This is a genomic window from Rhizobium rhizoryzae (assembly GCF_011046895.1).
In the GTDB taxonomy this organism is placed as follows: domain Bacteria; phylum Pseudomonadota; class Alphaproteobacteria; order Rhizobiales; family Rhizobiaceae; genus Neorhizobium; species Neorhizobium rhizoryzae.
Map to the genome: position 1 here is coordinate 2,868,276 of NZ_CP049250.1, position 14,529 is coordinate 2,882,804.

The 14,529-nt window shown below is 56.3% G+C and carries 15 protein-coding genes; 1 reads left to right on the forward strand and 14 read right to left on the reverse strand.

The features are described 5' to 3' along the window. Positions 1 to 5: 5 nt before the first annotated feature. The 13 genes from rplP to rpsL form a co-directional block, all read right to left on the reverse strand. On the reverse strand, positions 6 to 419 hold the full coding sequence (rplP, locus tag G6N80_RS19725) for a 50S ribosomal protein L16 (RefSeq protein WP_062554716.1): 414 nt from the start codon (positions 417 to 419) through the stop codon (positions 6 to 8). A 37-nt stretch (positions 420 to 456) separates the two neighbouring features. Beyond that, the gene (gene rpsC / locus G6N80_RS19730) at positions 457 to 1,176 is read right to left on the reverse strand and encodes a 30S ribosomal protein S3 (RefSeq protein ID WP_062554717.1); all 720 of its coding nucleotides are present in this window, start codon (positions 1,174 to 1,176) and stop codon (positions 457 to 459) included. Beyond that, a complete protein-coding gene (gene rplV, locus G6N80_RS19735) occupies positions 1,176 to 1,565 on the reverse strand; it encodes a 50S ribosomal protein L22 (protein ID WP_062554718.1) in 390 nt (129 codons plus the stop codon). The genes rpsC and rplV overlap by 1 nt, the downstream gene beginning before the upstream one ends. 2 nt (positions 1,566 to 1,567) lie before the next feature. Further along, entirely contained in the window at positions 1,568 to 1,846 is a 279-nt protein-coding gene (rpsS, locus tag G6N80_RS19740; RefSeq protein ID WP_062554719.1) for a 30S ribosomal protein S19, read from the reverse strand. 15 nt (positions 1,847 to 1,861) lie between these two features. Continuing rightward, a complete protein-coding gene (rplB, locus tag G6N80_RS19745) occupies positions 1,862 to 2,698 on the reverse strand; it encodes a 50S ribosomal protein L2 (RefSeq protein ID WP_062554720.1) in 837 nt (278 codons plus the stop codon). A gap of 17 nt (positions 2,699 to 2,715) precedes the next feature. Then, positions 2,716 to 3,009 (reverse strand): 50S ribosomal protein L23, encoded by a 294-nt coding sequence (locus G6N80_RS19750; RefSeq protein ID WP_062554721.1) that lies wholly within the window; start codon positions 3,007 to 3,009, stop codon positions 2,716 to 2,718. Then, positions 3,006 to 3,626 (reverse strand): 50S ribosomal protein L4, encoded by a 621-nt coding sequence (gene rplD, locus G6N80_RS19755; protein ID WP_062554722.1) that lies wholly within the window; start codon positions 3,624 to 3,626, stop codon positions 3,006 to 3,008. The genes G6N80_RS19750 and rplD overlap by 4 nt, the downstream gene beginning before the upstream one ends. A gap of 14 nt (positions 3,627 to 3,640) precedes the next feature. Beyond that, positions 3,641 to 4,282, reverse strand: coding sequence for a 50S ribosomal protein L3 (gene rplC, locus G6N80_RS19760; RefSeq protein WP_062554723.1), 642 nt, complete (start codon positions 4,280 to 4,282; stop codon positions 3,641 to 3,643). Between the two features lie 36 nt (positions 4,283 to 4,318). Beyond that, positions 4,319 to 4,627: a 30S ribosomal protein S10 gene (rpsJ, locus tag G6N80_RS19765; protein WP_003547547.1), complete on the reverse strand. Its 309-nt coding sequence runs from the start codon at positions 4,625 to 4,627 to the stop codon at positions 4,319 to 4,321. Positions 4,628 to 5,051: 424 nt separating this feature from the next. Next, a complete protein-coding gene (gene tuf, locus G6N80_RS19770) occupies positions 5,052 to 6,227 on the reverse strand; it encodes an elongation factor Tu (RefSeq protein ID WP_137136476.1) in 1,176 nt (391 codons plus the stop codon). A gap of 72 nt (positions 6,228 to 6,299) precedes the next feature. Next, positions 6,300 to 8,399 carry an elongation factor G gene (gene fusA / locus G6N80_RS19775; RefSeq protein ID WP_165136223.1) on the reverse strand — a complete coding sequence of 700 codons (2,100 nt, stop codon included), beginning with the start codon at positions 8,397 to 8,399 and terminating at the stop codon, positions 6,300 to 6,302. Between the two features lie 33 nt (positions 8,400 to 8,432). After that, on the reverse strand, positions 8,433 to 8,903 hold the full coding sequence (rpsG, locus tag G6N80_RS19780) for a 30S ribosomal protein S7 (RefSeq protein WP_062553872.1): 471 nt from the start codon (positions 8,901 to 8,903) through the stop codon (positions 8,433 to 8,435). 72 nt (positions 8,904 to 8,975) lie between these two features. Beyond that, positions 8,976 to 9,347 (reverse strand): 30S ribosomal protein S12, encoded by a 372-nt coding sequence (rpsL, locus tag G6N80_RS19785; RefSeq protein WP_003507760.1) that lies wholly within the window; start codon positions 9,345 to 9,347, stop codon positions 8,976 to 8,978. Positions 9,348 to 9,825: 478 nt separating this feature from the next. Here rpsL and G6N80_RS19790 point away from each other — a divergent pair, with 478 nt between their 5' ends. Then, on the forward strand, positions 9,826 to 10,119 hold the full coding sequence (locus tag G6N80_RS19790; RefSeq protein WP_062553871.1) for a hypothetical protein: 294 nt from the start codon (positions 9,826 to 9,828) through the stop codon (positions 10,117 to 10,119). 119 nt (positions 10,120 to 10,238) lie between these two features. Here the strand turns inward: G6N80_RS19790 and rpoC are convergent, their stop codons facing one another. After that, positions 10,239 to 14,450, reverse strand: a complete 4,212-nt coding sequence (gene rpoC, locus G6N80_RS19795; protein ID WP_062553870.1) for a DNA-directed RNA polymerase subunit beta' — start codon at positions 14,448 to 14,450, stop codon at positions 10,239 to 10,241. Positions 14,451 to 14,529 lie beyond the last annotated feature (79 nt).

Here is a 14,529-nt window from a genome sequence, read left to right on the forward strand (position 1 = left end):
ACCCCTTACTCTGCGATGCGCTGTACGAAGCGCGTCTTAACCGAGAGCTTGGCAGCGCCGAGACGAAGTGCCTCGCGTGCAATATCCTCGGATACACCATCGATTTCGAACATCATTCGCCCAGGCTTGACCTTGCAAGCCCAGTACTCGACAGAACCCTTACCCTTACCCATACGGACTTCGGTCGGCTTGGCAGTGACCGGAGTGTCAGGGAAAACGCGGATCCAGACACGGCCTGCGCGCTTCATATAGCGAGTGATCGCGCGGCGAGCCGCTTCGATCTCACGTGCATTCACGCGGTTAGGCTCCTGAGCCTTAAGGCCGAATTCGCCGAATGCCAGGTCGAAACCGCCCTTGGCAACGCCCTTGATGCGACCCTTGAACTGCTTGCGATACTTGGTACGCTTTGGCTGCAACATTTTCTTATTCCTCGAACTTATCTTTCGCCAGCGCTAATCAAGCGTTCTCGCGACGACGATCGCGGTCACGGCTTGCCGGACCCTGAGCATCACCTTCGAGAGCACGGCGTTCAGAAGCCATCGGATCATGCTCAAGGATTTCGCCCTTGAAGATCCAGACCTTGATGCCGCAGATACCGAACGCGGTTTCAGCTTCCGCCGTACCGTAGTCGATGTCTGCGCGCAGCGTATGAAGCGGAACGCGGCCTTCGCGGTACCATTCGGTACGAGCGATTTCAGCGCCACCAAGACGACCTGCGCAGGTGATCTTGATGCCTTCCGCGCCCAGACGCATAGCCGACTGAACGGCACGCTTCATAGCACGACGGAAAGCAACGCGGCGTTCAAGCTGCTGAGCAATCGACTGCGCAACGAGTGTTGCGTCAACTTCTGGCTTGCGAACTTCAACGATGTTGAGGTGCGTTTCAGACGATGTCATGTCGGAAAGCTTCTTGCGAAGCTTTTCGATGTCAGCGCCCTTCTTGCCGATGATGAGACCCGGACGAGCAGAGTGGATCGTAACCCGGCACTTCTTGTGCGGACGCTCGATGACCACCTTTGCAATGCCGGCCTGCTTCAGTTCCGACATGAGGTAGGCCCGGATCTTCAGGTCTTCATGAAGAAGCTGGCCGTACTCCGCATTGTCGGCGAACCAACGGCTATCCCAAGTACGGTTGATGCCGAGGCGGAAGCCGATTGGATTGATTTTCTGACCCATTATGCGGCCTCCCCTTTTTCCTCGACTTCGCGCACGACGATCGTGAGGTGCGCGTAGGGTTTTTCAATGCGGGAAGCACGACCGCGACCACGAGCGTGGAAACGCTTCATGACGATCGACTTGCCAACATAGGCCTCAGCAACGACGAGCGAGTCGACGTCGAGGTCGTGGTTGTTTTCTGCGTTCGCGATAGCAGACTCCAGGGTCTTCTTCACGGTGCCAGCGATGCGCTTGCGGGAGAACTCGAGTTCTGCCAGGGCGCGCTCGACCTTCTTACCACGGATCATGGCAGCAACAAGGTTGAGCTTCTGCGGGCTGACGCGAAGCGTACGGGCTACAGCCTGCGCTTCGTTGTCCTTCAGCCGGCGTTCGGTCTTTGCCTTCGCCATGATTACTTCCTCTTCGCCTTCTTGTCCGCACCGTGACCGTAATAGGTCCGGGTCGGAGAGAATTCACCAAACTTGTGACCGACCATGTCTTCGTTGACACTGACCGGCACATGCTTGTTGCCGTTGTAGACGCCGAACGTCAAACCGACGAACTGAGGAAGAATCGTGGAGCGACGGCTCCAGATCTTGATTACTTCGCTTCGGCCGCCTTCACGAACCTTCTCAGCCTTCTTGAGAAGATAGCCGTCAACAAACGGGCCTTTCCAAACTGAACGAGCCATTCCTGACTACCTCTCTTACTTCTTCTTCAAGTGGCGCGAGCGCATGATGAACTTGTCCGTGGACTTGTTCGAACGAGTGCGCTTGCCCTTCGTCGGCTTGCCCCAAGGCGAAACCGGATGACGGCCACCAGAGGTACGGCCTTCACCACCACCGTGCGGGTGATCGACAGGGTTCATGACAACGCCTCGGTTGTGCGGGGTCTTGCCGCGCCAACGCGTACGACCAGCCTTACCGTCGTTGATGTTGCCGTGGTCCGGGTTGGAAACCGCGCCAACAGACGCAAGGCAAGTGCCATGCACCAAGCGCTGCTCGCCCGAGTTCAGGCGAAGGATCGCCATGCCTTGGTCACGACCAACGAGCTGGACGTAGGTACCAGCGGAACGAGCGATCTGACCGCCCTTGCCTGGCTTCATCTCAACGTTGTGGAGAATGGAACCAACCGGGATGTACTGAAGCGGCATCGTGTTGCCGGGCTTCACGTCTACAGCCTTGTCGGAAGCAATGACCTTATCGCCTACAGCGAGACGCTGCGGAGCAATGATGTAGGCCTGCTCGCCGTCGGCGTAGCTGATCAGCGCGATGAACGCGGTGCGGTTAGGGTCGTACTCAAGACGCTCGACAGTACCTTCAACGTCGAACTTGCGACGCTTGAAGTCTACCAGACGGTAGGTACGCTTGTGACCGCCGCCGATGAAGCGAGCAGTAATACGACCAAGGTTGTTACGGCCGCCGCTCTTGGAGAGGCCTTCCGTCAACGCCTTGACCGGCTTGCCCTTCCAGAGGCCAGAGCGGTCGACGATAACCAGCTGACGCTGGCTTGGGGTCGTCGGGTTAAAGCTTTTCAATGCCATTGTTCTTGTTCCCTACCTCAGACGCCCGTCGAAACGTCGATGGACTGACCGTCGGCAAGCGTGACGATCGCCTTCTTGACGTCCTTCTGCTTACCGATAAAGCCGCGGAACCGCTTGGTCTTGCCAAGGCGAACGAGCGTATTGACGGCCTTAACCTTGACGCCAAAGAGAGCTTCGACAGCAGCCTTGATTTCAGGCTTCGACGCATCCTTGGCGACGTTGAAGACGACCTGGTTCTGTTCAGAGAGCAGCGTCGACTTTTCCGTGATCGAAGGAGATACGATCACATCATAGTGGCGAAGATCTGTCATTTGAACCGCTCCTCCAGAGCTTCAACCGCAGCCTTGGACAGCACGAGCTTGCCACGACGCAGGATATCGTAAACGTTGATGCCCTGAACCGGCAGAACGTCGATGTTCGGAATGTTCTGAGCAGCGAGCTTGAAGTTGTTGTCCAGTTCAGCACCGCCAACAACGAGAGCGTTCGTCAGGCCGAGAGAAGCCAGCGTACCAGCAACGATCTTGGTCTTAGCTTCAGAAGCAACGAGCTGATCAACGATGATCAGGTCTTCTGCCTTCAGCTTCGCCGAGAGCGCGTGACGCAGTGCCAATGCACGAACCTTCTTGGGCAGGTCATGTTCATGGCTGCGAACAACCGGACCATGAGCCTTACCACCGCCACGGAACTGCGGAGCACGAGCGGAATGGTGACGAGCGCGACCCGTACCCTTCTGCTTGTACATCTTGGAACCGGTGCGAGCGACCTCGGAACGGCCCTTGGACTTGTGAGTGCCCTGCTGCTTCTTTGCAAGCTGCCAACGCACCATACGTGCCAGGATATCCTGGCGCGGATCGAGGCCAAAGATCTCGTCAGAAAGGGAGACCTTGCCAGCGTCCGTACCCTCGAGGGTCTTGACGTTGAATTCCATGTTATTAGGCTCCCTTACTTCGCAGCCGACTTGATGGCGTCGCGGACGATAATCCAGGCGCCCTTGGAGCCGGGAACGGCACCCTTGACCAGGATCAGACCGCGATCTTCATCGGTAGACACGACTTCCAGGTTCTGGGTCGTTACGCGAGTCTGGCCCATATGACCAGCCATGCGCTTGCCCTTCCAGACCTTGCCCGGATCCTGGTTGTTACCGGTCGAACCGTGCGAACGGTGCGATACGGAAACACCGTGAGTCGCGCGCAAACCACCGAAGTTGTGACGCTTCATGGCACCGGCAAAACCCTTACCGATCGTCGTACCAGTCACATCGACCAGCTGACCTGCGGTGAAGTGGCTAGGGGAAACCGTAGCACCAACGTCGATGAGATTGTCTGCATCAACGCGAAATTCGACAACCTTCTGCTTAGGCTCAACCTGAGCTACAGCAAAATGGCCACGAAGAGCCTTGCTTGTATTCTTTACCTTCGCCTGGCCTGCACCAAGCTGAACAGCCGTGTAGCCATTCTTTTCGTCTGTGCGGTGGGCAACGACCTGGCAGTTCTCGACACGGAGAACCGTGACTGGAACATGCTCGCCAGCGTCATTGTAGACGCGGGTCATTCCGACCTTCTGTGCAATTACACCTGAACGCATCGGTTCAATCCTTCTCACTCAGCCCGAGGGCAGACCTCAGAGCTTGATTTCCACGTCTACGCCTGCGGCGAGATCGAGCTTCATCAGCGCGTCTACCGTCTGCGGGGTGGGATCCACGATATCGAGCAAGCGCTTATGAGTGCGCATTTCGAACTGCTCGCGGCTCTTCTTATCAATGTGAGGGGACCGGTTTACCGTAAACTTCTCGATGCGAGTCGGAAGCGGAACGGGGCCCCGGACGCTAGCACCGGTGCGCTTCGCCGTCGACACGATCTCGCGCGTAGAAGCGTCGAGAATACGATGATCGAATGCCTTCAGGCGAATGCGGATATTTTGGCCGTTCATTCGACGTTATCCTTGTTCTAACTTGACCCAATACTGACAAGCAGCATGGGGCGTTTCTATCTAAAGGCGGACCACCGGTGTCAAAGATCGAGGATGACCAAACTGATCATCATCCACTCTTCGGGCCCAAGGGCCCACCTTTTGGATTATTGGACCTGCAAAAAACGAAGCAGGTCGGAAATCGCGCTCGCGCGCCATTTGCAACATTTTAAAGTCATACGCAAGCCCCTAAGAGGGCTTGCACACGATTATTTCAAACCTCCAAGCGAGGAGATCAAGTCCCCTCGCCTGGTATGATCACTCGCTGATCGAATTAGTCGATGATCGAAGCAACAACGCCGGCGCCACCTGCAAAGCGCGCTTGCGCGACTTTGCAATCTTTATCAACGTCGGCAGCTTTCGGATCGCTGCCCCGGATCATCGATTACTCGATGATCGAAGCGACGATGCCAGCGCCGACGGTACGGCCGCCTTCGCGGATCGCGAAGCGCAGCTTTTCTTCCATCGCGATCGGAACGATCAGCTCAACGTCAACGGTTACGTTGTCGCCAGGCATAACCATTTCCGTGCCTTCCGGAAGCGTGACGATGCCCGTCACGTCCGTCGTGCGGAAGTAGAACTGCGGACGGTAGTTCGTGAAGAACGGCGTATGACGGCCGCCTTCTTCCTTCGTCAGGATGTAGGCTTCTGCCTTGAACTTCTTGTGCGGCTTGACAGAGCCAGGCTTGCACAGGATCTGACCGCGCTCGACGCCGTCACGGTTCACGCCACGCAGAAGAGCACCGATGTTGTCGCCAGCCTGGCCCTGGTCCAGCAGCTTGCGGAACATTTCAACGCCCGTGCAGGTCGTCTTCGTCGTTGCACGAATGCCAACGATTTCGATTTCTTCACCGACCTTCACGATACCACGCTCAACGCGGCCCGTCACAACCGTACCACGGCCAGAGATCGAGAACACGTCTTCGATCGGCATCAGGAACGGCTGGTCGATCGGACGCTCTGGCGTCGGGATGTAGGCGTCAACCTGAGCCATCAGCTCGCGGATCGCGTCTTCACCGATCGTCTTGTTCGAGTCTTCCAGAGCAGCAAGAGCAGAGCCCTTGACGATCGGAATGTCATCGCCCGGGAAGTCGTAGGACGACAGAAGTTCACGAACTTCAAGCTCTACGAGTTCCAGAAGTTCAGCGTCGTCAACCTGGTCGACCTTGTTCAGGAACACAACGATCGCAGGAACGCCAACCTGGCGAGCCAGAAGGATGTGCTCGCGCGTCTGCGGCATCGGGCCGTCAGCGGCAGAGCAAACCAGGATCGCGCCGTCCATCTGCGCTGCACCCGTGATCATGTTTTTGACGTAGTCGGCGTGGCCGGGGCAGTCAACGTGCGCATAGTGACGGTTCGCCGTCTCATACTCAACGTGAGCCGTCGAAATCGTGATACCACGCGCCTTCTCTTCCGGAGCAGCGTCGATCTGGTCGTACGCCTTGAACTCGCCGAAGTACTTCGTGATCGCTGCCGTCAGAGACGTCTTGCCATGGTCAACGTGGCCAATCGTGCCGATGTTCACATGCGGCTTGGTACGCTCAAACTTGCTCTTTGCCATTTCAGGCTCTCCATCATAGCCCCAAGATATGGGGGTAATACCTAAGTTGTTTCGTTCAAAGGGTTACCCCGGTCACTTCTGACCGGAGTACTTTGCCTGAATTTCCTGAGCCACGTTGCTCGGGACAGGTGCGTAATGATCGAAGACCATCGAATACTGCGCGCGGCCCTGAGACATGGAGCGCAGGTTGTCGACGTACTTGAACATGTTCGCCAGCGGCACATGCGCGTTGATCACGATCGCAATGCCGCGCTGTTCCTGGCCCTGAATCTGACCACGACGCGAGTTCAGATCGCCGATAACGTCACCGACGTAATCCTCAGGCGTAACAACTTCCACCTTCATCATCGGCTCAAGCAACTGAGCACCAGCCTTCTTGGCAGCTTCACGGAAGCATGCACGCGAAGCGATTTCGAAGGCGAGAACCGACGAGTCAACGTCGTGGAAGGCACCGTCGATGAGCGTCGCCTTGACGCCCAACATCGGGAAGCCAGCCAATGGGCCAGAAGACAGGACGCTTTCGATACCCTTCTGAACGCCCGGGATGTATTCCTTCGGAACTGCACCACCGACGATCTTCGACTCGAACTTGAAGTCTTCGCCATCCGGGTTCGGTTCGAAGACGATCTTGACGCGCGCGAACTGACCGGTACCACCGGACTGCTTCTTGTGCGTGTAATCTTCTTCGTGCTGACGCGTGATGGTTTCACGGTAAGCAACCTGCGGAGCGCCAACGTTGGCTTCAACCTTGAATTCGCGACGCATACGGTCGACGATGATGTCGAGGTGAAGTTCGCCCATGCCTGCAATGATGGTCTGACCGGATTCCTGGTCTGTCTTGACGCGGAAGGACGGATCTTCTGCTGCCAGACGGTTCAGGGCCAGGCCCATCTTTTCCTGGTCGCCCTTGGACTTCGGCTCGATCGCGATCTGGATGACCGGCTCGGGGAATTCCATGCGCTCAAGGATAACCGGCTTCAACGGATCGCAAAGCGTATCACCCGTTGTGGTTTCCTTCAGACCAGCAAGCGCAACGATGTCGCCCGCGAAGGCTTCTTCGATGTCTTCGCGGCTGTTCGAATGCATCTGGAGCATACGACCGACACGCTCACGCTTGTCCTTGACCGTGTTGATAACCGACGAACCCTTTTCGAGCTTGCCGGAGTAAATACGAGCAAACGTCAGCGAACCGACGAAGGGGTCGTTCATGATCTTGAACGCAAGCATAGAAAGCGGCTCGGAGTCATCTGCATGACGCTCGATTTCAGCTTCCGTCTTGAAGTCGATGCCCTTGATCGCCGGAATGTCGAGCGGCGAAGGAAGGTAGTCGACAACGGCGTCGAGAAGAGGCTGAACGCCCTTGTTCTTGAACGCGGTACCGCAGAACATTGGATGGAACTTGACGTCGATCGTACCGCGACGAACGAGTTCGCGGATCTTGTCGTTGTCAGGCATCTCGCCGTTCAGGTAGGCTTCCATCGCTTCTTCGTCGATCTCGACAACAGTCTCGATCAGCTTTTCGCGATATTCAGCAGCCTTGTCCTTCAGATCGTCCGGAATCTCAACGACGTCCCACTGAGCGCCGAGAGATTCGTCGCGCCATACGAGAGCATTCATCTCGATCAGGTCGACAACGCCCTTGAACTCGGTTTCAGCACCGATCGGGAGCTGCATGACAACTGCCGTCGCGCCAAGACGAGTCTTGATCATTTCAACCGAGCGATAGAAGTCAGCGCCGGTCTTGTCCATCTTGTTGCAGAAGATCATCCGCGGGACGTTGTACTTTTCAGCCTGACGCCAAACAGTTTCCGTCTGCGGCTCAACGCCAGCGTTGGCATCGAGGAGAGCGATCGCACCGTCGAGAACGCGCAGAGAACGTTCTACTTCGATCGTGAAGTCAACGTGTCCGGGCGTGTCGATGATGTTGAACCGACGCATCTTGCCATCACGACCCTTCCAGAAGGTGGTCGTCGCTGCAGACGTGATGGTGATACCACGCTCCTGCTCCTGCTCCATCCAGTCCATGGTCGCGGCGCCGTCGTGAACTTCGCCGATCTTGTGCGACTTACCGGTGTAATACAGGATACGCTCGGTGGTCGTGGTCTTGCCGGCGTCGATGTGCGCCATAATACCGAAATTTCGGTAGTCTTCGATTTTATACTCGCGAGCCATAGGACTGCCTTTCGAACTTCGATCGGATGAAGATTACCAACGGTAATGCGAGAACGCGCGGTTCGCGTCGGCCATCTTGTGAGTGTCTTCACGCTTCTTAACGGCGCTACCACGGTTGTTTGCTGCGTCGAGCAGTTCGCCCGACAGACGGTCAACCATGGTCGTTTCATTGCGCTTGCGCGCAGCAGCGATCAGCCAGCGAATTGCCAGCGCCTGACGGCGCTCGGGACGTACGTCAACCGGAACCTGATACGTTGCACCACCAACGCGGCGCGAACGAACTTCTACGTGCGGAGCAACATTCTCCAGCGCCTGATGGAAAACCTGCAGGGGCTCCTGCTTCGACTTTCCCTGGACTGCATCGAACGCACCGTAGACGATGGTTTCGGCAACAGACTTCTTGCCATGCAACATGATGGCATTCATGAACTTCGTGACAACCAGATCGCCGAACTTTGGATCCGGATTGATCTCACGCTTTTCTGCTTTATGACGTCTTGACATACTTCTGTCTCTTTATCTGGCTGAACGCCCTAGTACGCGGAGGACCTCGCGTGGCGCCGCTGACTGAATTGATTACTTAGGACGCTTCGCGCCGTACTTGGAGCGACGCTGCTTGCGGTTCTTCACGCCCTGCGTATCGAGAACACCGCGGATGATGTGGTAACGCACACCTGGCAAGTCCTTTACGCGGCCGCCACGGATCATGACGACAGAGTGCTCCTGGAGGTTATGGCCTTCACCCGGGATGTAGCCGATGACTTCGAAGCCATTGGTCAGACGGATCTTGGCAACCTTACGCAGAGCCGAGTTAGGCTTCTTCGGGGTCGTTGTATAAACGCGAGTGCAAACGCCACGCTTCTGTGGATTTTCCTGCAGAGCAGGAACCTTGTTGCGCTTAACCTGTGCCTGGCGAGGCTTGCGGATCAGCTGGTTTACGGTAGGCATATACCCATCCCTTACAATAATTGTTTCAAGACCCTCGCGGGCCAATCTCACACCGTGTCCGGCCCCGCGCACATTTCCACATGCACAAAACGTGGCCGACCCGAAATTCCGGATTGACCACCCAAGGCAGAGGACGCATCACCTGCGTCATGCGTGCAAATTCGTGTCTTCAACGTGCGTTATGGAACCTTGCTTGAAGCCATGTTGCGAACGAGTCGTCCTCAACGGGTAAGCTTCACATCGCTTCCGATGCGGGGCGTTTACTGTTTTACCCTGTAGACGTCAAGGCCGAAATCGGTATTTACCCCGGAAGCCCCTGGATTCACGGGTTGGAGCGCCCAATATCCCCGAATAGAACCGATAATTTATTCGTTAAGGTGAATAACCAATACACATGCGAATGGCCGTGGTAATCAGCCACTCATCACTGTAATGCGAAGACGACTCGCTCAATTGACCCGTGCTGGAGGTTTGCCACATGATCACGGAACCAGATAACGACAACAATTCCGATAAGCCAATGGTCTTCATCATTGTCGGCAAAGGATACGAGGCCAAGGAAAGTGAAGGAATCGAACTTCACATCCTGCTCCGAGCCCCTGACGATGATACGGCAGTACGGGAAGCCCTGAACGCTCTGTCCGAAGAAGGATTTATGGAGGCCGATCTCGATCAAATCGGTATCATCACCGAAGAGCCGATCGAGGAGCCACACGCCTCTGCCTATCAGGGTGCATTGGAAGGCGAAGTGTCGATCATTCGTTTCGACTGAACTCACAATAACGATCATGAAAAAAGGCGCCTGGAATATCCGGGCGCCTTTTGTATTTTGATAATGGATGTATGCGATGGGCGTGAGTGCCGGCGGATAACGCCGGCGCTCGAACCTGATTACTCACCAGCCGGCAGGTTCTCTCCCGACAATTCCTGCAGCATCGGTGTTGCTACACCCGCACCAGTGCTCTTGCGACGCTCATCAAGGATCATCTCGTCACGCGATGTTGCGATACGGCGGATCTGCGTCATCGTGCCGCCGGTACCAGCCGGGATCAGGCGACCAACGATAACGTTTTCCTTCAGGCCCTGCAGGGTGTCCATCTTGCCCGCGATGGCAGCTTCCGTGAGAACCTTTGTGGTTTCCTGGAAGGATGCCGCGGAGATGAAGGACGGCGTCTGAAGCGAAGCCTTCGTGATACCCAGTAGAACCGGATCGCCGTAAGCTGGCTTCTTGCCCTCTTCCGCCAGACGCTCGTTAACCTCATCAAGCTCGATGCGATCAACGTTGTCGCCGACGATGTACTGGCTGTCACCAGAATCCGTGATCTCAACCTTCTGAAGCATCTGGCGAACGATCACTTCGATGTGCTTGTCGTTGATGACAACGCCCTGCAGACGATAAACTTCCTGGATTTCGTTCACGAGGTAAGAAGCCAAAGCTTCCACGCCCTTGATCGCCAGAATGTCGTGCGGCGCAGGATTGCCGTCGAGGATGTAGTCGCCCTTCTCGATGTAATCGCCGTCCTGCAAGTGGAAAGGCTTGCCCTTCGGGATCAGATATTCGACTGGCTCTACACCGTCCTCAGCAGGTTCGATCATGACGCGACGCTTGTTCTTGTAGTCGCGGCCGAGGCGGATCGTACCATCAATCTCAGCGATGATGGCATGATCCTTCGGACGACGCGCTTCGAACAGTTCGGCAACACGCGGCAGACCACCGGTGATGTCTTTTGTCTTGGCGCTTTCCATCGGTACGCGAGCGAGAACATCGCCTTGGCTTACCTTCTGGCCCGGTTCTACCGAGAGAATGGCATCAACCGAAAGCATGTAGCGTGCGTCACCGCCGCGCGATAGCTTCTGGATATTGCCGCTCGCGTCCTTGAGAACGATTGCAGGCTTGAGGTCCGTACCACGCGGGGTAGAACGCCAGTCAATAACCTGACGCTTGGTAATACCCGTGGATTCGTCCGTCGATTCCGAAACGGAGATGGAGTCAACGACATCTTCAAACTGGATGGTACCAGACACTTCCGTCAGCATCGGACGTGTGTATGGATCCCACTCAGCCAAACGCTGACCGCGCTTCACCTTGTCGCCGTCATCAACGAACAGCTTCGATCCGTAGGCAACGCGCTGCGAAGAACGCTCCACGCCACGCTCGTCCAAAATCGTGACTGCCATGTTGCGGCCCATGGCAACGAGGTTGCCATCCGAGTTGCGCAAAGCATTGCGGTTCTTGATCTGGATCGTACCTTCGTAGGACGCTTCCAGGAACGACTGGTCGACCACGTTAGCCGTACCACCAAGGTGGAACGTACGCATGGTCAGCTGCGTGCCTGGCTCACCGATGGACTGTGCAGCGATAACGCCGACGGCCTCACCCATGTTGACCGGCGTACCGCGCGCCAGATCTCGACCGTAGCAGACCGAGCACACGCCTGTCTGGACTTCGCAGGTCAGAGCAGAGCGGATACGGACGGACTGGATACCAGCCTTTTCGATTTCGATGACGTCAGGCTCGAGGATCATCTGGCCAGCCTTGACCAGATTCTCACCAGTGACCGGATTGTCGATATCGTCAAGCGCCGTACGTCCCAGGATACGAGCACCCAGGGATGCAACAACCTGACCGGCGTCGACGATTGCCGTCATGGTCAGGCCCTTGTCGGTTCCGCAGTCAACCAGGTTGACAATGCAGTCCTGTGCCACGTCAACGAGACGACGGGTCAGGTAACCGGAGTTTGCGGTCTTAAGAGCCGTATCTGCGAGACCCTTACGAGCACCGTGAGTCGAGTTGAAGTACTCGTTAACGGTTAGGCCTTCCTTGAAGTTCGAAATGATCGGGGTTTCGATGATTTCGCCAGAAGGCTTCGCCATCAGACCACGCATCCCGCCAAGCTGACGCATCTGGTTCGGAGAACCACGAGCACCGGAGTGCGACATCATGTAGATCGCATTCATCGGCTTCTGACGGCCCGTTTCCGGGTCGAATTCCACCGCCTTGATGCGTGCCATCATGTCTTCAGCAACCTTTTCGGTTGCCTTGCCCCAGGCATCAACGACCTTATTGTACTTCTCACCCTGGGTGATCAGACCGTCGTTGTACTGCTGCTCGTATTCCTTCACCAGGGTCTCGGTATCGCCGACGATCTTCGCCTTCGTTTCCGGGATGATCATGTCGTCCTTGCCGAACGAGATACCTGCGCGGCAAGCATGGGTAAAGCCGAGCTGCATGATGCGATCGCAGAAGATGACCGTGTCCTTCTGACCGCAATGGCGATAGACCGTATCGATCATCTTAGAGATGTTCTTCTTGGTCATTTCCTGATTGCAGATATCGAAAGGAACGTTGACGTTCTTCGGGAGAAGTTCGCCGATGATCATGCGACCGGGTGTGGTTTCGTAGATCTTCGAGACCGGATTGCCATCCGCATCCACGGTCTTGAACCGACCCCGGATCTTGGCATGCAGGGTTACAACCTTGTTCTCCAACGCATGATGCAGTTCGCCCATGTCGGAGAAGGCCATCCCCTCGCCCGGCTCATTCTGGTTCTGGATCGACAGATAGTACAGACCGAGAACCATGTCCTGTGACGGAACGATAATCGGCGCACCGTTTGCCGGATGCAGAATGTTGTTCGTCGACATCATGAGCACGCGCGCTTCAAGCTGGGCTTCCAGCGAAAGCGGTACGTGAACAGCCATCTGGTCACCGTCGAAGTCGGCGTTGAAGGCCGTGCAGACGAGCGGATGCAGCTGGATGGCCTTGCCTTCGACCAGGATCGGTTCGAAAGCCTGGATACCAAGACGGTGAAGCGTCGGTGCGCGGTTCAGGAGAACCGGATGCTCGCGAATGACCTCGTCAAGGATATCCCAGACTTCCGGCTTTTCCTTTTCAACCAGCTTCTTGGCCTGCTTGACGGTGGAGGAATAACCCTTCGCGTCAAGACGGGCGTAGATGAACGGCTTGAACAGCTCGAGCGCCATCTTTTTCGGAAGACCGCACTGGTGCAGCTTCAGTTCCGGACCTGTCACGATAACAGAACGGCCGGAGTAATCGACGCGCTTGCCGAGCAGGTTCTGACGGAAGCGGCCCTGCTTGCCCTTCAGCATGTCGGACAGCGACTTCAACGGACGCTTGTTCGCACCAGTGATCACGCGGCCGCGACGGCCGTTGTCGAACAGCGCGTCTACAGATTCCTGCAGCATGCGCTTTTCGTTACGGATAATGATGCCCGGTGCGCGCAGTTCGATCAGGCGCTTCAGACGGTTATTACGGTTGATCACGCGGCGATAAAGATCGTTCAGATCAGACGTCGCAAAACGACCGCCATCCAGCGGAACCAGCGGACGCAGGTCCGGCGGGATGACCGGTACGACCTTCATGATCATCCATTCAGGACGATTGCCGGACTCGATGAAGTTCTCAACAATCTTGAGGCGCTTCATAAGCTTCTTCTGCTTCAGATCGGACGTCGTGTCCGCCAGATCCGAACGCAGGTCGCCGGCCAGCTTCTCAAGGTTCATCGACGCGAGCATTTCGTAGATCGCCTCAGCGCCAATCATGGCGGTGAACTGATCTTCGCCATATTCGTCGATCGCCAGCATGTATTCTTCTTCAGAAAGAAGCTGGTTTTCCTTCAGAGCCGTCAAACCCGGCTCGGTGACGATATAGTTTTCGAAATACAGAACGCGCTCGACATCCTTCAGCGTCATGTCCAGCAGCGTCGCGATGCGTGACGGCAGGGACTTGAGGAACCAGATGTGAGCTACAGGCGCGGCGAGCTCGATATGGCCCATGCGCTCGCGACGAACGCGCGACAACGTGACTTCGACGCCGCACTTTTCGCAGATGATGCCCTTGTACTTCATACGCTTGTACTTGCCGCACAGGCATTCATAGTCCTTGATCGGACCAAAGATGCGCGCGCAGAACAGACCGTCGCGCTCCGGCTTGAACGTACGATAGTTGATGGTCTCCGGCTTTTTGATTTCGCCGTAGGACCAGGAGAGAATCTTCTCGGGCGACGCGATCGAGATACGGATCGAGTCGAAATGCTGCGCAGGAACCTGCGGATTGAAAAGATTCATGACCTCTTGGTTCATGCCTATCTCCTTATGGGGCCTAAGCCCTCAATATGCGATTTGTGCAACCAGTAGAACCCGGGGCGGCCACACATCGCCA